The sequence below is a fragment of the Ruegeria sp. YTSC230 genome, assembly GCF_059609665.1.
Map to the genome: position 1 here is coordinate 129,597 of NZ_JBXWMC010000001.1, position 19,683 is coordinate 149,279.

Consider the following 19,683-nt stretch of genomic DNA (forward strand, 5'->3'; position numbering starts at 1 on the left):
TGAAATCGCTGAGCCGACGCAGATGGTGCCAGGGCACAGGCTGGGCCCACAATGGCGCATCCTTCCCTTGCGAAAAAGGCAATAGTTGTACGCCGAACACCGGATTACTTGTCTTCCACCGGTCAATTTTTTATAATGCTTAGTACATTTTTTTGAATTTTTTGATGTTCACGAGTGTAATTGGTTTGCCCGAGTTGCGACAGCGAAGAGCGTGTTCCGGCGGCCAGTTCGGGGGTATTGATGACAAAGGCCAGCGATCCAAAAGCTCGCCCTGAAGTTGCCCAAAAAGACGCTAACAAAGTGTCGGGTGTTTATGACTTTGTGCAATCTCCTGAATGGCAGGAGGTGCTTGATAACGCTCGCAAACAGCAAGAAAACGATGCCCCGGCAGGCAAAAGAAACGGTGGCGCTGCGCAACCGGCAGGGCCGGGTGGACAAAAACCGACGCAATCAACCGCTGGTTCGCAGCCGGCAAACGCGCAAAATACATCGGCGGGCCAGCCTAAAACCGCCGGTACGCCGACCCAGGCAACCAATTCACGCCAGGCCGGTGAGTCGGTTCAAAATGGCACTGCAGGGGGTTCCGGCAGCCAATCCGTCAACAATAACAGCCACGCGGCCGAAAACGTCCCACGCGATGAACGAGGCGAAGCAAGCGCCGCACTGCCCAATGGCGGGCCCGTGCCGGGCATGCATCCCGACAATATCCCAGAGGATCTAATCAACCCCGAGCCGAGCCTAAAACTGTCCGAGGATGAAGTTGCGGATCGTTTGCGCAAGAACCTTCTTGAAAGGATCGAAGACCAGAAACGTTCTCGTCGCAAGATGCGGTTGGGTATGATGGCGGCGGGGTGCGGCATCGGTGTGGTTGCGTCGTCTTCGGTTTTTCTGATCCTGTCTGGATTGAGCGCGTCCGGCCCAAACGAAAATGTGGGCCTGACGAGCCAGGAGGCCATGGCGACAAGCGCGATCACGCAACAAGACGCCGAACTGGCCCAGCTTCCGGCGACCTCTGATGTAACGCGCGGCACGGAGGATCTGGCTGTAACCTCCACGACCGTATTCGATAAGTCATCTGAGTCGATTTCGTCTGACGATGACACAGGCGCACCAGAAGACTTGGCGTCGCTGTCATTGCCCCTATTAGAGGCGTCCGGGCCGTTGGACGGCATCGAACCAGAGGTGTCACGCCTAGCCCCTAATGTCCGGTCTTTCGTGTCGACCCTTGTCCAGCCGCCGCTGCCGATAACCCCGCTAAGCTATCGACCTCGGGAAGAAGTGAACCTGGGTTTCGTCCGCTTTCAATCCACGCCCGAGATTTTCAGCACTTCTGTCGCTTTGCTTGAAACGACTGTGTCGGCGGCAGAACCCGAAGAGTTCCTTGAAGCCGCAACCGTCACGGCGACAGCAAGAATAACTGCAATGCGCTCACCCGTGATTCCGATCCAGCCTGGTGCATTGGAGCATGCGGCATCGCGGGTGCCATTGGATGTCCACCAGATTGCGCCTGATCTGGCGCGTGCGTATCAGCCGGACGTGGGCACCCAGACAGGCGAAGCAACTGTTTCGGACCTTTCCCTGCCGGAAGCCCTGGCTTTGCTTGAAATCGAAGAACCGCCGGAAGCGCGCGTTCTGGTTGAGCCCGGCGCAACGTCGTCGAACACGGTTGCATCGGACCTTGCCGTGCGGCAGGACGGCATTGGGATTTCTGCCGGGATCGCGCAACCGCTGCCATCCGAGCCTCAGCCGGAACCTGTAGAATTGGCGGCTCTGCCTATTGCGCCGGAACTGTCCGGCGCGCCGTCTCCGCTGGTGACACCAGCCCCCTTGCAGACATCTTCCGCTTTGCAGGTGCCCACCCTTGCGCAGAGACCAGACCCGCTGAAAACACCAAACTCGCCCCAGGCACCACTTCCGTTGGATGCCGTGGTGTCATTGGCGCCCTTGCTGCAAGAAGCTTCAGCGCCATCAAAGCCTATCGAACGCACAGCTTTGCCGGATGAGGCAATCAGCCCATCCGAACCAGAGCCGGCACCAGCAAATTCTGTGGTGGCCTTCCGGATCTATGCGCCAACCAACGTGCCGCAGGGTGTTGTTGATTCTATCGTGACCAACTTGACGTCGACGGGGCACGAGCTGAATGGACAGGCCCGTGTGGGGTTTGGGATCACCCAGTCAAACGTTCGCTTCTATCACAAGCAGGACGAGGAAAGAGCGGCCGCACTCGCCAGGGATTCGGGCGCATTGCTGCGGGACTTCACAGGGGCCAACGTCAAAACCCCTAATGGGATCATTGAGTTATGGTTGGCAGGGGAAGGTTCGGGCGTCGCCGCGGTCAAGCGGACCACTACGCGATCCACGAGCAGTGCTCAATCCCCCAACCGCGTCAATCGCCTGAAAAGTCAGGTCTTGAGCAAACTAAAAAAAGCGACAACCCAATAACTGTGTTTTGAGCTATACTGAAAAGGACTGATTCAATTTTGTGTACTGTTAATTATTTCCGACGAGGTATCCACAATGACGGATAGACGACTTATCGGCATCGTAACTGCTCTGCTATTTTTGTCGACGACCCAAAACGCGCGTGCCGAGATTACGCTTGAGCACCTGCTGGTCATCGACCAAATGCTGTCCACCAATGACATTCAGGCACTGTATTCCTACCTCGACAAAAACCCCCAACTATTGAGCGGCGATGATGAACTGTCGCTGGAGCTGCGGAGCTTTCACGAGGTCGCCTCGGTTGGAGATCTGGATTTCAGCTATGCCTCCAGCGCACCGGCCAGCGACGAGAACCGTTCGACTGAGAATGCATTCGCCGCGTCGCTGCAACACTGAGCCGGATGTCGGAAATGCTTGCCCTTGAGCGATCGAACATTCCTACGATCGCTTATGTCATCGAGCCGCGGTTTTCTGGCGGGACTTCTGCGGCTGTGGCCGCCGAATTGCCTGTGGCCGCCGAATTCGGGCAGGTGGTCGTCCACGCGATCACATCCAAAACATTTGGCACCAAGCAGCAAGTCTCGCCGGTTTTACGGCGGGTGCTGGACGAATTGAATATTCCGATCATTTGGGACGCGCCGCGGATCAGCGCGGATTTCGTATTTTTGCACAACCCGTCTTTTCTGAAATTTCAGGACACGCTTGGCACAAGGATCATTGCGCGCGAGCTGTACGTGATCACGCATGAGAATTTTCTGCGTCCAGGCGGGGCAGAGGGGTTTGATGTTTCAAACTGTCTAAGCCAGATCGAAGCCTCAACAATTTCTCTCAGGAAAACACTCGCACCGATATCACCGTATAACCGAAACGGTGTCGTTGACTGGTTGGCAACGTCTCGCGTGGCGCGGCAATGGGACGTTTTGGGCTCTGACTGGTTCAACATTTGCGAGACCGAGATGAGCGCCCCGTGTGAAACGCCACAGGACCGCCGTGGGCGTCATTCACGACCCGGATTCGAGAAGTTCCCGGTTATTGCTGATTTGGACAGCTGTTTTCCAAGCCACTCTCAGTGCAATGTAATTCTTGGAGCCGATGCCTTGTTGAATGCCCGTGTTCTTCGCGCGCATTGGACCTTGCTTCCCTTTGACGCCATAACTGTGCAAGAGTTCTTTGGAATGATTGACTTTTTTGTATATTTCACGGCACCGACCTGGCAAGAAAGTTTTGGTCGCGTTGTGGCCGAGGCGGTTGCCGCAGGTAAGGTTGTTCTGACCAACCCCGATACTGGTGCCACGTTCGGAAATGACGTCTTGACTTGCCAGCCATCTCAGGTGGACACAATCATTGCCGACCTGATCGCCCAACCGCAAAAATACCATGATCAGGTGGCCAGATCGCAATCGGCGCTGCAGAACTACTCTGCAGGTAAATTCAAGGCGATGCTGTCGGGGGTTTTGTCCGCCGACAGCGAGGTGAATAAATGATCTATGTCGAAGTCGGCACACGCTCATTGCGGTCGTTTGACACGCAGTTGATCTTTGCCGAGCAGCTTGCCGCACGTGGCTTCAATGTGTGCATTGATGCCGATTATCTGCCCGAGGATGCAGGGCGTGGCAGGATTTACGAGGCAGCCAAGTTCCTTGTCGACCCGGGCGAGAACAAGGCGCAGACCGTATTCGTGCTGGGTGCCGAAGAGATCGACGATTTTCTTCTTGCTTCGCTGCGGAACAAACAGCTCGACCCGAGTATTCCGGTTGTTGCGACGGGCCGCTTTATGACCCAGCAAAGCTATATCGCGGCCAAGGCCCGGCTGGCCTATGCGCTTGGGCGCGAAGCCCACGTGATTGACCTGACAGATTTTCAACCACGTCCAGTGCTGCCATCGACCTCAAGCCCTTTGGTGGCGGATATTCGGCCCGTATCGCGGCGGTCCAAAAGGGTGGTGCCGAACGTGACCCTTGTGTTGGGTTCGATGGAGTTGGACAACCCCGAGACGCTGTCCTGCTTTTCCCGCATGAGCAGCCAGGGTGGCTATAACCTGAAACTCATCGTCAGCGGCGCGCAGAATGAGGCGATCAAGGCGTCGCCGTTTCACGATTTGCCGACCTATCTGTATACCGGGCTGTCGCCGCTGACCTTGGCAAACTCGACGGATATTCTGGCGATGTTCGGTCACGGGATCGCCGGGGTCCGCATGGCCGCTTTTGCGGTCGAGCTGATTGCAGCCGGCGGCGTCGCAATCGACTGTACCGACGATGAAGTTCTGATGTCTTCGGGCGCACCTGCTTTGCTTGGGCCCAAGACGCCTTTCGCGTTGGATGGGTATCTGATCGGCAATGTGATCGGGAACGTGCCGCAAATTGTCGAACAGGCCTCGAAATCCCAGTGGTTGCATACAGTTGACATTTCGCGCCTGGAAACGGCTGCAGGTCTGAACGCGAAACAGCGTCAGGCAGAACAGGACAAGCCCAAAACCCTGTTTTTCCCGACAAATGGGGTGGGGCTGGGCCATGCGCAGCGGTGCAGCATCATTGCCCGTGAAATGCCGGACACCATGACAAAAATGTTCGCGGCCTTTCCCAGCTGTGTCCCGCTTGTTCGCCGTGAGGGTATCGACTGTATCCCTCTGGTTCAGCGCACCGATACAAAGACCAATTCAGATGGCAATGACGTACTGACGTATCGGCGTCTTGGTGCGGTGCTTCAGGAAAACGACACGCTGGTTTTTGACGGCGGCTACGTGTTTGACTCCGTCTATCGTGTTATCCGTGAACGCAAGTTGTCGGCGGCTTGGATCCGGCGCGGGTTGTGGCCCGAAGGCCGGTCCAGGCAGACCATGCTGCGCCGCGAAAGTGTGTTTGACCGTGTCATCGTGCCTTCCGAGGCATTTGACGAGTTGAACGACGCCTACAGCTATGGTGACCATGTCCATTATGTCGGGCCAATCGTGCGTCAGGTGGAACAATCCGCCGCGGAAAAAGAACAGCTCAGGGCCCGGCTGGCGGAACGTTTCGGGCGCGACTTCAAGCAACTGGTTGTCAGCATGCTGGGTGGCGGCGTCGCATCGGACAGGTCTGCGCAATTGCAGGCGATCTCGGGCATCCTTGAGGCGCGCGATGATTGCCTGCACCTGGTTGTAACGTGGCCCGGAAGCACGGTTCAGCCTGCCACATTCGGTTGGAAAAACACCCACGTGGTTCAGACACTGGAGGCGACCAAGCTTAGCCTCGCCGCAGACGTGGTCATATCTGCGGCCGGATACAACTCGGTCCTTGAGATGCTGTACCATCGCATCCCGGCGATATTTATTCCGCAGTCAGCACCCTATCTGGACGATCAGGAACGGCGCGCCGCAGCTATGGCCGACCGAGACTTGTGTGCCGCCATCACCGAACGCGAATTCATGACGCTCGAGCGCACAGTGGCAGATTGGCTGGATCACGACGGAGCCGAATTTTACCGATCTGCATTGAATGGTTTTGAGCTGCCCAAAACGGGGGCAGTCAAGGCCGCCGAATTGCTAACCGAATTGGGGGCGCGGATATGACCAGTGATCTATGGTTCGAAATCCTCAGCAGAGCGTCGCCAAATCGACCCGAGTCGCTGGACGATCTGATCAATGAGGATCGTGACACCAAGCCGCTTGGCAAGGTTATCTTTCCGAATATGCGGCTGGCCCCCTCGCTCATGCTGTGGGACCGGGAGCCCGGCGGCCCGGTGCATATCGGCGTGCGGGTGCATGAACCACCAGAAACGCCATATCGTATCGCAAGGCTGTTGGCCGCCGCCGCGATGGAGCGGGAGGTTTTTCCCGTCATTCTCAGCCGAGTGGACTATTGCGGGCTTGAACGGTTCGGGTTTCGGGTCGAACGCGTTCCCGAAGAGGCTGCTGCAGCCCAGGCCGCCGAGGAAGAAATCAGAAAATACTGGGATCTGGCGATTATCATTGACGGGCATGAAATCGGTCTGTTGGGCTAGCAAGGCGCTGATTTAGGGTAAGGAGCGTCTTGTGAAAATCATAACCGGCGGACAAACAGGCGTTGATATGGCGGCTTTCCAGTTCGCTTTGGAAAACGACATTCCCTATGGCGGCTGGGTTCCGAAAGGCCGCTTGAATGAGGCGGGCCGCATTCCGGATCGCTTCTTTGGTTTGAATGAAACACAGTTCGCGGATGTCGCCGAACGCACTAAGCTGAACGTTTTGGCCTGTGACGCTTTGCTGGTGTTTGTGGATGGATCGACCAGTCCGGGAACGCAGTTGACGATCGATTTTGCGCAAGAGATCGGAAAGCCTTATCTGGTCGTTGATCTAGGGCAGGGGCTTGAGGCGTGTGCGCGCCAAGTAAAGCAATGGGTCATGGCGAGGCCTAATACGATATTGAACATCGCTGGCCCCAGAGAAAGTGAAGCCCCCCAGATCGGAGCCAAAGTGACAGCGATCTTACGTCAATCGATTTTGCCCCAAAGCCCCGAGGCATAGCCAAACTTTGGTTCCGGCTATACGACGTTTCGCCAGTAGGCGCGGCACCCGACGGTTGCTAGGGTTGGGACAACCAGATTGCGAAGGCCAAGTTTCATGTTTGCAAAAACCGCCGGACAGATTGATTTTGACAAGGTCCTGATCGTCGATGACCATCCACTGTTTTGTGATGCTTTGTCGATGACACTGCAAAGTGTCACTCGTATCGGTGAAATCCACACCGCAGATCGATTGGAAAACGCGATTGCTCTGATTGCCGGTGGGTTGCGACCAGATGCGGTCATACTGGACCTCAACCTGCCGGATGTGGACGGGCTTGAAGGTTTGGTGCGTGTCAAAGCGGCCACCGATGCACCGGTCATCGTGGTGTCGTCGATTTCAGAGAACCGTGTGATCAGTCAGGTGATCCGTGCGGGTGCCTCAGGTTATGTCCCCAAGCACAGCCAGCGAGACGTGTTTCGTACAGCTTTCGAGACAGTTCATTCCGGAGACGTCTTCGTGCCAGACGGTTTTGCACTGATTGACGACGATGCGGATACCGAACACAGCGACGCCGCCAATCGGCTTGCCACTTTGACCAATCAGCAATCGCGCATTCTGCAGCTTATCTGTGAAGGCAAACTGAACAAGCAGATTGCGTTTGATCTGTCCATTGCCGAAACTACGGTCAAGGCGCATGTAACTGCAATCATGCGTAAACTCGGCGTGCAAAGTCGTACGCAGGCCGTTCTGCTTGCCAAGAAGGCTTCTCTTGCCAGCGTCTTGCAAGAATAAGCCCTCGCGCCATATCATATGAAAACGTTGCGCTTCAGGGAGGAGGGCAGGATGAACCAAGCAGTCGGGTGGGCGACAGCTGCTGCCCGTGCGCCAGGTATCGTCAAAACGGGCTTTGTACATCGCGACACGGATCAGGCGATTGAAAAACTCGCCGGATCGTTGGGCGATGATCTTTTGTCCTTGGTTATTCTGTTCGTGAGCTCCGGCGCGGATGCGGCGGCGGTTATTTCCGCGGCAGTCGATGCCTTTGCACCAACGCCTGTAATCGGATGCACCACAGCGGGCGAGCTTGCAGATTGCGGCTATGGCGAAGATCAGATTGTCGCCATCGGATTACCGTCTTCGCATTTCGAGGTTCGCACTCTGTTGGTGCCCGAACTTGGGAATTTCTCGGCGCAGGACATCATTGACCAGATGATCCGCAACCGTAACGAAATGGCGGCGTCCGCACCGGATTGGAAACACGAGTTTTCCTTTTTGATGATTGACGGTCTGTCGACGAAAGAGGATGCGCTGACGTCGGAACTCGCTGTTGGACTGGGGCCGGTGCCCTTGTTCGGCGGGTCCGCAGGGGACGGAACCCATTTTGGGGCGACCTATGTGTTGATGGACGGTGATGCCATGCAGAACGCGGCGATCCTGACGCAGGTTCGCACGCGCTGCCCGATAAAAGTGTTCAAGACGGATCACCTGGTACCAACGGCGCGGCGTATGGTTGTCACCAAGGCCGATCCGGCAAACCGTATCGTGCAGGAAATCAACGCCGAGCCAGCCGCGCGCGAATATGCCCGTCTACTTGGAAAAGACCCTGAACAGCTGACGACCTTTACCTTTGCGGCCCACCCGCTGGTTGTGCAGATCGGCGGCCAGCATCATGTGCGGGCCATTCAGCGCGTCGCGGGCAATGGTGATCTTGTGTTCTTTTCCGCGATTGATGAGGGGCTGGTGCTGACGCTGGCCGAACCTCGTGACATGGTTTCGCATCTCGAGGAAGAAATCGCTGCGCTGACACAGACCACCCGTCCGGACACGATCCTGGGCTGCGATTGCATCCTGCGCCGGCTGGAGGCACAGGAAAAGCAAAAGACGGGCGAAATTTCGCGACTGCTTGCTGAGAACCATGTCGTGGGGTTTTCGACCTATGGCGAGCAATTCAATTCGATCCATGTGAACCAGACGCTGACCGGCGTCGCAATTTACCCTCCGGAAGATGGGTAGGCGATGATTGAATCCCTGACCGACCCCAATGATCCGCTTGATCGGCAAAATGAAAAGCTGCTGAAAATCGTCGCGGCCCTGATGCGGCGGGTCGAGGAATCCACAAACGCTTCGGGCGCGGCTTACGCTCAGTTTCAGCGGGCTGCCATGCTTGAACAGGAAGTGCGAGCGCGGACGGATGACCTTGAGCGGGCGTTGGACTTGCTCAACGACTCGAACGCGCGCCTCGCGCAGGCCAATCAGGAAACCGAAGCCGCCCGCGCAAACCTCGCCAATGCGATCGAGGCGGTGCAGGAAGGGTTTGCGCTGTTCAACCGGGATGAAGAAATGGTTCTGTGCAATAGCCGCTTTGGCCTGCATATGCCTGACATCCAAACCAAGCTGACACCGGGGCTGCGGTTCACCGATTATGTCGGGTTGGTCAGCCAGTCCAGGTTCCTGTCCCTACCTGGAGTAGTTTCCCCAAAAGACTGGGTGCAACGACGCATGGCGCGCCATGCTGAAGATCACGTCGTCTTCAACATCCGCCTTAGTGGCAACCGCTGGATGCAGGTGTCCGAACACCGGACGCCGGATGGCGGTACCGTTATTTTGCAGACGGATGTAACCGACATCATGCGGGTCGAACGGCAGGAAAGGGATCGTATTCTAGATGACAAGGCCCGGCTGATCCGCGCGACACTTGAACATATCGATCAGGGTGTTTGTATTTTTGACTGTAAGCTGCGCCTGGTCGGGTGGAACAACCGCGCGAGCGAACTTCTGGCCATTCCCAATGCGCAATTTCAGATGGGGGCACCGTTCCAGACGTTGTTTCACCGGTTAAGCGCGACCGTCAGTTTTGAGGGGGGTGTGAGCGACGCCGACCTGCTGGCCTGGGTCAATCGCTCGACCGAGCGCCCGCCGTTGCAATTCCAGATGCACAGCGGTCGTGCCAAGGTATTGTCAGTCTTCGCGCAGGAAATGCCGGACCGGGGTTTCGTGATTTCCTTCACCGATGTGACGGCTGAAAGAAAATCCGCACAAGCCCTGGTCGAGGCCAAGGAACTGTTGGAACAGCGCGTTGCATCGCGAACAATGGAGCTTGCGGACGCGCTGAACGAAGCAGAACGCGCCAACGCATCAAAATCGCGCTTTGTCGCGGCGGCCAGCCATGATCTGCTGCAACCTCTGTCGGCTGCAAAACTCTACGTCTCGACATTTGGCAGTGGATTGGACAAGGCCGATGCGCGCGCAGTCGCGGTGAAAGCAGAGAGCGCCCTAAACAGTGTCGAACACATTCTTGAGGCGCTGCTGGATATTTCGAAACTGGATTCCGGGCGGGCATCGGTTCACTTATCCTCGGTCCCGGTCGGTGAGCTTTTTTCCCAGATGGAGGACGCCTTTAGGCCTATGGCGCAAGCCAAGGGGCTTGGGTTGCGATTTGTCGGCACTGATACAGTTGTCAGAAGTGATGCCAGTTACCTGCGGCGCATTCTGCAAAACCTGCTGTCAAATGCGATCCGTTACACGGAAATGGGCAGGGTTCTGGTCGGTGTAAGACGACTGGGGAAGACCGTTTCGATCCAGGTTTGGGATACAGGGATTGGGATCGCGCCAGACCAGAGAGACGTTGTTTTTCAAGAGTTTAAACGTATACATTCAGACGCCAGTGCGGCCGAAGGGATGGGTTTGGGCCTTGCCATTGTGGAGCGCGCCTGTGGTTTGCTGAAACATCCGATAAATTTGCAGTCCGAACTGGGGCGCGGAACCGTTTTTTCAATCACGGTTCCATCAGCAGGCCAGGCACGCGATGCGCTGAATAGTGGTGAGCCGTCGATACAGTCGCGCTCGGACGTGCTGCACAGGACGGTTGCCTTGCTGATTGAAAACGATGACAACCTGCGCGGCGCGCTGTGCATGACGATGGAAAACTGGGGCGTTCAGGTATTGGAAGCGGCCAGCAAAGATGAGGCGGCAAACCTGCTGCACGAGATCGGGATTTTACCGGATGTCATTGTCGCCGATTTTCAACTGGACGGCGGCAAGACCGGTACCGAAGCCATTGCCGAATTGACACGCGAATTCGGGCAACTGCCCGGTTGCATTATTTCCGCTGACCGTTCGACCGAATTGGCAGCCTCTTGCAAGACGGCAGGCTACCTTTTGCTGCCCAAGCCGATTGATGCACAAAAGCTAAAATCCGTGTTAGAGGCTTCTGTCAGTTGACAGGTCAGGGCGTTCGTCGCTTACCTACCGTCCGCATCATCTGACGGAAATAGAGCTTTGGTGCCAGACGGTTTACCAGATTGGCGATCTGTGCGATCCGCCCGACTGGGATGTAGTCTTTACGTCGCCGGTAACCTTGCAAGATTACCTGCGCCGCCGCTTCCGGCTCCATGTAGTCGATACCATCCGAGGCAGAGCCGGGACGAACGAACCCAGCGTCTGCGGCCTCCGGTCGCCCGATATTGGTCGCGACAAAGGATGGCGCGGCGATGGAAACGCGAACCCCATGGGCGGATTCCTCGGCGCGAAGGGACTTAAAGAACCCCTCCATCGCGTGTTTGCTGGCTGCATAGGCGGTTCGATGGATGAGCGGTGCAAAACCCGCGACGGAAGAGATCGCAAGGTGCGTACCCTTGGCCTTCCTGACCGCGTCCAGAAAATCCTGAGCGCAAGAAACTGCAGCGAAATAGTTGATTTCGAACAAGTTTCGGTGCGAGCGCATATCGCTGTCCGAAAACGCGGAAATCTGCGAGACACCTGCATTGTAGATCACCAGATCTATGGAGTCCCTTGCCGCAATGATCCGGGTGCAGTTGTCTTTGCATTGATCAGCGTCGGTCAGATCACAGGCATAGGTGCTGACGTCATCCAGATTGGCAAGCGCGTCAAGTTCTTGCCCCGGTAAATCAATCAATGCGGTATGCCAACCGTCGGCCCTTAGCGCAGCGGACAATGCACGGCCCAGCCCTCCGGCTCCTCCTGTAATGACAGCGGTTGGTTTCATTGGGTAGCCTCCCACCAGCGATCGAACGCCTCGGCACTCGTGAATTTGGGGTGATAGCCGAATTCGCCTTTCAGCGCGGCGTTGTTCAACACAGGGCGATACAGAAGAAAACGCACTTGCTCTGGGCCATAACGCGACAGACGCAGCGGGCGGGCAATGGTCAGAGCGGCCCTGACCACCGCCGGAGATAGCCGACGCAACGGTTTGCTCATCTGTGATGCGATCTGTGAGATGGTCAGCGCGCCGTCGCCTGCAACATTGAAAACGCCGGCAGGCCCCTCCGTGGCCGCACGAACCAGGATATCGGCCAGATCTTCATCCCAGATGAACACAAACGGGCTGTCTGACCCTTTCAGCCCCAGCAGACGGGGTTTGTGAAACAGGGCCGTTATCTGATTTTCAACCTTTGGCCCCAGCACAGTGCCCACGCGCAGAACAACCTGTTCGAGGCCGGGCGTGGTTTGTCTGGCTTCGGCCAGCATTTCTTCGACCAGCCGCTTGTGCCAGGAATAGGCAAACTCCTGATTGCCTCGTATCGCATCCGTTTCGCGCAAGGGAACCGGGTTATCGGCATGATACCCATAAGCGGCCCCCGAAGAGGTAACCACCAGACGCTTGACCCCGGCGGCAATCGCCGCATTCAGCACATTTCGGGTACCTTCGACATCAACCTGATATTCATGGTCTCTGGTCGAGCTCGGACCGGGGGTCACGATGGACGCCAGATGAACAATGGTGTCCGGTTCTTCGGCCATAATGACGTTGAGAGGCGCGTTGCCGGTGACATCTATCCGTACGAACCGTGCATTTTTCGGCAAGTTGGCGGGTTCTTGAATATCGGTTGCGGTGATCGTGATGTCGGCACGACCGCCCAACCGATGCAACAGGGCAGTGCCCACCGCACCGGCGGCACCGGTGATCAGGATGTGGCGCATTCGGGCACCTCTCGTCTTGCGAAGAAGGCGGCCAGAGCCAACCCCGAGATTGCGTGCCAGATGCCCCAAAGTGCGGCGGCCACCGCCATTCCGCCAAGCCCTCCGAAAAAGGCGAAAATCAGGATGAGGCCAAGGCCCGAGTTCTGTATCCCAGTTTCGATTGTGACAGACCGGCGGTCGCGTTCCGACAGATTAGCGGCCGTCGCGGTCAGATACCCGCCCATAAAAGCCAGCGCGTTATGCAGGATGACGATTCCGATGATCGCGGTCGCAAAATGTTGGAAGATTCCCCAGTTCGCGGCGAGCGCCACCAGGATGAAAGTGATGAAGATCGCCATCGAGAGCCACTGCATCGGGCGGCGGATTTTATCGGCGACGGCTGTGAAACGCGCATTGACCAGCATGCCAAGGATCAGCGGTAGGATCAGCATGAAGCCGACCGTAATGGCCACTGCGATCGGGTCGATTTCTGTCCTTTGCAGGATTTCTCGTGTTGGGGCGTAAAGATTCCCCCACAGTGCAACATTAGCGGGCGTGATGATGATCGCGCCGACGGTTGCGAAAGCTGTCATCGACACCGAAAGCGCCACGTTTCCGCCAGCACGGTGCGTCATGAAATTCGAGATATTCCCTCCCGGGCAGGCCGCTACAAGGATCAGCCCCATCGCGACCGACGGTAGTGGATTGACCACCAGCAGCATCAGAAACGTGAGTGCGGGTAGAACCAAAAACTGGGACGCCAGCCCAATAAGCAACGGTTTCGGTCCGCGCAGGATCCGGCGAAAGTCATCCATCCTAAGATCCAGCGCGATTGAGAACATCACGACGGCAAGGATGACGTTCAGCAGCTTTAGGTTGCCTGCATCGAAGTTCAGCGCGACATCGTCGATCCCGTTCATGACTGGGCCGCTTTCAACGCCGCGATCTGTCGGGTCACTTCACCGCGGTAGGTCGCTTTGTCGACATAATAGGCCATCCGGGGCAGGTCGATATAGTTCATGCCGCCGGTCGCACGTTCGAATTTTTGGGATTTGGTCGAGTGAATGGCCTTTGCGGCAGAGTTGCCGGATCTTAGTCCCGCGATATAGCGCGCCACCATCTCGGCCTGTTCGTGCCGGCCTTGCCACCCAAGGCCCGATGCCTCGATCATACCCAGGACGAACAGATCATCGCGGGTCGGGTGCATGCAGTTCAGGTACAAGTGCGGGGCGTCGCCCTGCCAGTTCAAGTGCGACTTGTCGATGAACGGGTAGTGCAATTTGTACCCGGTCGCGGCCAGAATCATGTCGTATTCAGCACTGGTGCCATCACGGAAATGGACCGTCTTGCCGTCAAATCTTTCAATGTCAGGGCGCACCTGCAAATCGCCATGCCCGGCGTGGAACAGGATCAGCGAGTTGACGACGGGGTGTGACTCGTAAAGGGCGTAATCTGGCTTGGGAAAGCCATATTTCTGCGGATCACCCACGAACCATTTCAGGATTGCACCGTCGACTTTTCGTTTCAGCCACATGGGCAGTTTGATCTTCCCGCCCATCGTGTCGGCCGGAACACCGAAGACGTATTTGGGTACAAAATAGTACCCCCGGCGCATCGAGATATCGCAGGACTGCCCGTGGTGAATGGCATCAACCGCGATGTCGCAGCCCGAGTTTCCGGCCCCAATGACCAGAACCCGCTTGCCTGTGAATTGCGTCGGATAACGGTAGTCCGAGGCGTGGATCAGCTCGCCGGTAAATTCTCCCTCAAACTTGGGTAGGTTGGGTTCAGACAATGTGCCGTTGGCGATCAGAACACCCGCAAAGATCTGGCAGTGCTCAGTACCTGCCTTGTCACGCCATTTCACCTCCCATCCGCCTGCGTCCAGCGGTGTGGTGCTCAGGACCTCGGTGCCAAAGTGATAGTGCTGGTACAGGTCAAATGCGTTCGCGAAGTCGTGGAAATACGTCTTGAGCTCGCGATGCGATGGATACTCCGCCGTTTCTTCCTGCATAGGGAAGTCGGTGAATTCGGTCATCTTCTTTGACGATATGAGGTGGGCGGTCTCGTACATCGTAGACCGAGGGGCATCGATGTTCCACAGACCACCCACATCATCAGCCAGTTCAAATCCCTGAAATGGCACTCCCTGCTCAACAAGTGTCTTGGCCATTGCCAGACCCATGGGCCCAGCTCCGATCAGAGCAAAACACTCTTCCGGGCGGGCCTTCACCGTGACCGGCTGGCCCGCTCCGACTTGCACCTGTTCCATTCGTTTCTCCTCCTGCGACACTATTTATCTTGAACGATCGTTCGAAATAAGGCAAATTAGTTTTTGAAATGGCACAACACGCTGTAAAAGAAAGAAAAAGGGCGCCCTCGCAGCGATCCATTGCGGCACGGGAGCGTATTCTTGACGCTGCGGAACTGGTCTTTGCCGAGCAGGGATTCGACGGTGCCTCGATTCGCGACATCGCCGAGCGGGCGCAGGTTCAGAAGGCCAACGTGAACTTTCACGGCGGTCCAAAGGATGAGCTTTTTGAACGCATCGTTGCGCGTCGCGCCAGTGAACTATCGCAAGAGCGCCGTGAAACCATCAGCCGATTGGAGGAGTGCGGCGATTGGGACGCCGCGGACCTGATGTCAGCCTTCATGAGGCCGTTTTTGGCCCGCGCATTCAGTAATGATCCCCAATGGCTGGCCTATGCGCGCATTGTGGCGATAGTTTCCGCTGATGCGCGTTGGCATACGCTGGCGAAAACCCATTTTGATCCCGTCGCCTCGCTGGTCGTTCAAAAGCTGTGCACAAAATACCCCGAGGCCGACCCAGCGAACGTTGCCGGGGCGCTGGTTTTTTCGGTGTCGTCCATGCTGGCGTTGTGCACGTCGGAATGGCGGATCAGGGCACTTTCCGGCCCTGACCATAAACGCGACGCCGAGGGTGCAATCCGGAACCTGTTGCAGTTCTGTCATGCTGGGCTCACCGGTGTTTTGGATCCTTCCGGGTAATCCAGCGACGATCAAACAACTTCGCCCCAACCCGCTCAACTTGAAGTTACGCACGGGACCATATCAAATGGTCCCGTGCGATATTATCTAGTGATTAACCAAGATTAACGATTGGGAGCGTGGGGTGACATGACAGAGACAAGGGACCGCCTGACTGCAGAGGAGGCGAGGGGGCTTCGGACGGCCAAGGAGCTTGAGGCGCATCTAGTCTGGTTGGACACGTTCACGCCCGCCGCTTTGGGTGTTTTGGCGATCGCTTCGGGAATTTACACTTACCTTGGTGTTTCGTCACTGTTGGAAGACAACGGCGCGGTGACCTTCTTCGCAGCGGTCGCCTATTCGATCGCGGTTTCCGTCGGCATCTTTGTGTTCTGGAGCTATATGCTGCGCTTACTGCCGTCGATGCGCACAGCTAGCGGGTTCATTGGCCTGACGATTTCGACGATCGTTGGATCCGTTGCAATCATCGCCATGTCCAGCTGGCTTAACGCTGCTGCCCTGGCCGGCGCGGCTGCGGTCGAACAGCACCTTGAAAACACCGTGCGCGACTACCAGGCGGCGCTTGAGCAGGCGCATGACATTGCACTCAGCGGTCAGGCGCTGGGGCGCGAGGTCGAACGTGCGCGTCAAAGCTTCGAGGAACTGGCCGAGCTGGAGCAATCCGGTGATCTTTCGGGCACGGCGGGCCGTGGGGCAGTGTTTCGCGTGCTGACCCAAAAGGCCGAAGAGCTGCGCAATCTGGAAGAGCAGATCGCCAATCAACAGCCGCTGATCGAAGATGCGTTCCAGCAGGGCAACGAAATCCTCGCCCGAATGCGTGAGCTTACCGTTGCCCCGGGGCCGGTTGATCGCCGGTCAGTGCAGTTCTCTGAAGAAAGCGTGAAGCTGGCCGGGGTGATTTCGCGTCTGAACCAATACAACGTGGCGCCGCTTGTTGCGCGCGCTGCCGGGGATTTGCCGTCGTCGGTCGTGCTGCCCGAACTTGATGGGCGCAGTTCCGAGGTGCGCGATGCCCAGTCATCGACCATCAACTCGGTCCTGAACGCACTTGATCAGCGTGGCAAAACCCTTCGGACCGCTGCTGAAGAGGTTCTGGAGATCGAGCCGCCAATTGAGACGGCCTATAATCCCATTTCCAGTGCAGATGCGGTGATCAAGTATGCGCACAACTTTGTGCCGTCCTGGGCCGGAGCCATCGCAATCGACCTGCTGCCCGCCGTTCTTGTGTTCGTGCTGGCGATCACCCAAGCCGCTATCCGAAGCGGGAAGGACGGTATGAGCATTGAGGATACGCTAACGCTGTCTGACCTGCGCGCGGCCATGAATGCGATGAAAGATGTCGAGGCAACGATGGGCGTCGCAGATGCCGCAATTCTTGATCGCGCCACGCCGAAAAAAGACGAAACATGATGGGCTTCCTGTCCCGAATTGATGTGCGCAGGGGGCTGCGATACGTGCTGGTGGTCCAGCTGGTGATCGCAGGTATTCTGATCCTGTCGGATGTGGCCGACGTTGTCTCCAACCCGTTCACGCCAAGGGTTGAATTGCCGACAGGCCCCATCTCACCTGGGGATCAGCGGCGCGAGTACCGCACCGACCGCACCGATCCGTCGCTGTTGCCGCAGGACCAACCGCTGGATGTGCCGGTGCCTCAGAGCTTTCCCACGCGGTTGGAATTTACTGAAAAGCAAGCCGGTGATCTGGGGCGGGTCCTTCTGGTGAGCGGTCAGATCGAAACAGGTGATGCTGATCGGTTCGATACTTATTTGTCCGAGACGCAAGAACAACCCGACCTGATCGCGCTGCACAGCCCGGGCGGCCAAGTGTCCGAAGCTTTGTTGATCGGCGCGCAGATACGCGAGGCCGGGTTGTCATCGGCCGTACTGCCCGGCGCGGTCTGCATGTCCGCCTGTCCATATATTCTGGCAGGTGGGGTCGCGCGTATCGTGTCACTGCAAGGCATTGTCGGACTTCATCAGCATTATTATGACCAACCGCGCCTGATCCCCGTGGTCTTTGCCGTTGAAAGCATCCAGAAAGGGCAGGGCGAGACGATGCAGCATCTGATCGACATGGGTGTCGATCCTGCATTGATGTTGTATTCTCTGAACACGCCGCCGGATCAGATCTATGCCCTTGTAGAAGATGAGCTGACAAGCACCGGTATTGCAACGCAAATTCTGGAATAGCAAAAAGGACCCGACGCGCGGGTCCTTCTTATCAATCCTGCAAGACGGAGATGAGCGCCTCGGCCAGCGGCAACGAGGAATATCCGTGCCGGGAGGGTGTCAGACCCAGCCGCACAACGACCATGTCCTGGGATGGAAACACGCCGATAAACTGCCCGTCATGCCCCTGAAGCCAGACGGCATCTTCATAGGGTGGTAACCCACCCGGAGAATCCAGCCACAAATGACCTTTGGCGTACATTCCGTCAGATGCGGCAACCGGCTCAAACATCCAGTCCGTAAAACCCTCGGGCAGGATTTGTTGGTCGTTCCATTCGCCTTTCTGCAAAAGAAGTTGCCCAAAACGCGCCCAGTCGCGCGCAGTGGCATACATATAGCTGGACCCGACAAATGTGTCCGCCGCATCGGTCTCGAGCACGACGGATGCCATGCCCAATGGTTCGAACAGAGCCTCTTGCGGATAGGTCAGACTGCCATCGGTCAGTTTGTCCTGCCAGACGCGCGACAGGGCTGTGGTTGTCCCCGAAGAGTAGTTGAAATCCGCCCCAATCTCACTTTCCGCCGGGCGGCCCGAGACAAAACCTGCCATGTCATCATTAAGATACAGCATCTTGGTCACGTCCGAGACGTCGCCATATTCCTCATTCCATTGCAGGCCACTGGACATGGCCAGCATGTCCTTAAGGGTGATGTTTTTGCGTCCGTCCTGTGCCCAGTCCGAATAACTGTCGGTCAGCGTATCCTCCAGAGACATCTGGCCAGATTCGATCAGGGTACCGATCAAGCCCGCAGTAACTGTCTTGGTCATCGACCACCCAAGCAAAGGCGTGTTTTCGTCAAACCCCTCCGCATAGGTCTCGCCAACGATACGCCCATCCCGCACGACAACCACGGCGCGGTATCCTTCGCCCAGAAGTGTGCTATCCGCCAGGATACGCGCGATTTCGGGGTCTTGTGACAGTTGAACTTCGGTACCGACGGGCCAGATTCCAGTGGGCAAGGGCTCGATCGTGGTCAGGGTCGCGTCGCTGAGCGTCGCGTCATGGACATTGGTGCAACCAAGCCCCTCGCGATATTGCGAGGTCGCGGGGGCAAAGAACCGGAAAATCCGTGCCGTCACGGTTTGGGCTTCAGCGTCCACGTCGATCGAGATTTGCTTAAGCAGTGGATGCCCCGGGGCCTGAACATCGACGGTCAGAACTTCTTCCGCGTCGCGCCCGGCAATGAAGACGTTGGAACAGACGATCTTGGCCGAATAGTTCGTCCCAACCTTTAAGAGGTCAGGCGGGGCGATCAGCAGATAGCCCACAATTGCGACGACACCCAGAATAAGCGTGCCTGCGATGATTTTCAGCGCTTTGATGATCAATCGACTTTCTGAACCGGTCGTGCCGGCCCCCTCCCGTTTCTCTCCGGATTTCGTCCGAGTTAAGAGCGTATCGGCTTTGGTTGCCACCTTTCCGTCGCGTAGGTTCCGACCAATTTCAACTGTGGACCCGCCTTTTTCGTTTCACTTGACCAAAGCCTTGGGGTCGTCCTTGATGGTGACAAGCCCTGTCGGTCACGCCGGTAACTTAACCGGCAATTCTGATATCCTGGGCGCGATCAGGGAACGTTCGCTTGAATGAGCCCTGTTTGGATTGACGCAAATGAAACGATTGC

Annotated in this window: 17 protein-coding genes; 12 read left to right on the forward strand and 5 right to left on the reverse strand. The window is 57.0% G+C overall.

Annotated elements, in window-relative coordinates; translation table 11 throughout:
- The first annotated feature begins 240 nt into the window (after positions 1–240).
- From AC2FD9_RS00610 to AC2FD9_RS00650, 9 genes are all read left to right on the forward strand, one after another.
- Positions 241–2,442 carry a hypothetical protein gene (locus AC2FD9_RS00610; protein WP_496834863.1) on the forward strand — a complete coding sequence of 734 codons (2,202 nt, stop codon included), beginning with the start codon at positions 241–243 and terminating at the stop codon, positions 2,440–2,442.
- A 75-nt stretch (positions 2,443–2,517) separates the two neighbouring features.
- A complete protein-coding gene (locus AC2FD9_RS00615; protein WP_282118828.1) occupies positions 2,518–2,838 on the forward strand; it encodes a hypothetical protein in 321 nt (106 codons plus the stop codon).
- Between the two features lie 14 nt (positions 2,839–2,852).
- A complete protein-coding gene (locus AC2FD9_RS00620) occupies positions 2,853–3,926 on the forward strand; it encodes a glycosyltransferase (RefSeq protein ID WP_282118827.1) in 1,074 nt (357 codons plus the stop codon).
- On the forward strand, positions 3,923–5,989 hold the full coding sequence (locus tag AC2FD9_RS00625) for a glycosyltransferase (RefSeq protein WP_496834866.1): 2,067 nt from the start codon (positions 3,923–3,925) through the stop codon (positions 5,987–5,989). The genes AC2FD9_RS00620 and AC2FD9_RS00625 overlap by 4 nt, the downstream gene beginning before the upstream one ends.
- Positions 5,986–6,420 carry a hypothetical protein gene (locus AC2FD9_RS00630; RefSeq protein WP_496834868.1) on the forward strand — a complete coding sequence of 145 codons (435 nt, stop codon included), beginning with the start codon at positions 5,986–5,988 and terminating at the stop codon, positions 6,418–6,420. Before AC2FD9_RS00625 ends, AC2FD9_RS00630 begins: the two co-directional genes overlap by 4 nt.
- A 31-nt stretch (positions 6,421–6,451) precedes the next feature.
- On the forward strand, positions 6,452–6,922 hold the full coding sequence (locus AC2FD9_RS00635) for a putative molybdenum carrier protein (protein WP_496834870.1): 471 nt from the start codon (positions 6,452–6,454) through the stop codon (positions 6,920–6,922).
- 96 nt (positions 6,923–7,018) lie between these two features.
- Positions 7,019–7,696 (forward strand): response regulator, encoded by a 678-nt coding sequence (locus AC2FD9_RS00640; RefSeq protein ID WP_282150869.1) that lies wholly within the window; start codon positions 7,019–7,021, stop codon positions 7,694–7,696.
- Between the two features lie 51 nt (positions 7,697–7,747).
- Positions 7,748–8,917 (forward strand): FIST N-terminal domain-containing protein, encoded by a 1,170-nt coding sequence (locus AC2FD9_RS00645; RefSeq protein ID WP_496834872.1) that lies wholly within the window; start codon positions 7,748–7,750, stop codon positions 8,915–8,917.
- Between the two features lie 3 nt (positions 8,918–8,920).
- Positions 8,921–11,125 carry a PAS-domain containing protein gene (locus AC2FD9_RS00650; RefSeq protein ID WP_496834873.1) on the forward strand — a complete coding sequence of 735 codons (2,205 nt, stop codon included), beginning with the start codon at positions 8,921–8,923 and terminating at the stop codon, positions 11,123–11,125.
- Positions 11,126–11,129: 4 nt separating this feature from the next.
- On the opposite strand, the gene AC2FD9_RS00655 is transcribed toward AC2FD9_RS00650, so the two are convergent.
- Genes AC2FD9_RS00655 through AC2FD9_RS00670 form a run of 4 tightly spaced genes read right to left on the reverse strand, consistent with a single transcriptional unit; the run spans position 11,130 to position 15,095 of the window.
- A complete protein-coding gene (locus tag AC2FD9_RS00655; RefSeq protein ID WP_496834875.1) occupies positions 11,130–11,909 on the reverse strand; it encodes an SDR family NAD(P)-dependent oxidoreductase in 780 nt (259 codons plus the stop codon).
- Complete coding sequence (locus AC2FD9_RS00660) at positions 11,906–12,844, reverse strand: SDR family oxidoreductase (RefSeq protein WP_282118820.1); 939 nt, start codon at positions 12,842–12,844, stop codon at positions 11,906–11,908. The genes AC2FD9_RS00655 and AC2FD9_RS00660 overlap by 4 nt, the downstream gene beginning before the upstream one ends.
- Positions 12,829–13,743, reverse strand: coding sequence for a bile acid:sodium symporter family protein (locus AC2FD9_RS00665; RefSeq protein ID WP_496834877.1), 915 nt, complete (start codon positions 13,741–13,743; stop codon positions 12,829–12,831). Before AC2FD9_RS00665 ends, AC2FD9_RS00660 begins: the two co-directional genes overlap by 16 nt.
- A complete protein-coding gene (locus AC2FD9_RS00670; protein ID WP_496834879.1) occupies positions 13,740–15,095 on the reverse strand; it encodes a flavin-containing monooxygenase in 1,356 nt (451 codons plus the stop codon). The genes AC2FD9_RS00665 and AC2FD9_RS00670 overlap by 4 nt, the downstream gene beginning before the upstream one ends.
- Before the next feature lie 68 nt (positions 15,096–15,163).
- On the opposite strand from AC2FD9_RS00670, the gene AC2FD9_RS00675 reads away from it, so the two are divergent.
- From AC2FD9_RS00675 to AC2FD9_RS00685, 3 genes are all read left to right on the forward strand, one after another.
- Positions 15,164–15,832, forward strand: a complete 669-nt coding sequence (locus AC2FD9_RS00675) for a TetR/AcrR family transcriptional regulator (RefSeq protein WP_496704447.1) — start codon at positions 15,164–15,166, stop codon at positions 15,830–15,832.
- Positions 15,833–15,961: 129 nt separating this feature from the next.
- On the forward strand, positions 15,962–17,242 hold the full coding sequence (locus tag AC2FD9_RS00680) for a hypothetical protein (RefSeq protein ID WP_282168624.1): 1,281 nt from the start codon (positions 15,962–15,964) through the stop codon (positions 17,240–17,242).
- A complete protein-coding gene (locus AC2FD9_RS00685) occupies positions 17,239–18,021 on the forward strand; it encodes a COG3904 family protein (RefSeq protein WP_496834882.1) in 783 nt (260 codons plus the stop codon). Before AC2FD9_RS00680 ends, AC2FD9_RS00685 begins: the two co-directional genes overlap by 4 nt.
- A 31-nt stretch (positions 18,022–18,052) precedes the next feature.
- On the opposite strand, the gene AC2FD9_RS00690 is transcribed toward AC2FD9_RS00685, so the two are convergent.
- Complete coding sequence (locus tag AC2FD9_RS00690) at positions 18,053–19,477, reverse strand: serine hydrolase domain-containing protein (RefSeq protein ID WP_496834884.1); 1,425 nt, start codon at positions 19,475–19,477, stop codon at positions 18,053–18,055.
- Positions 19,478–19,683: the final 206 nt, after the last annotated feature.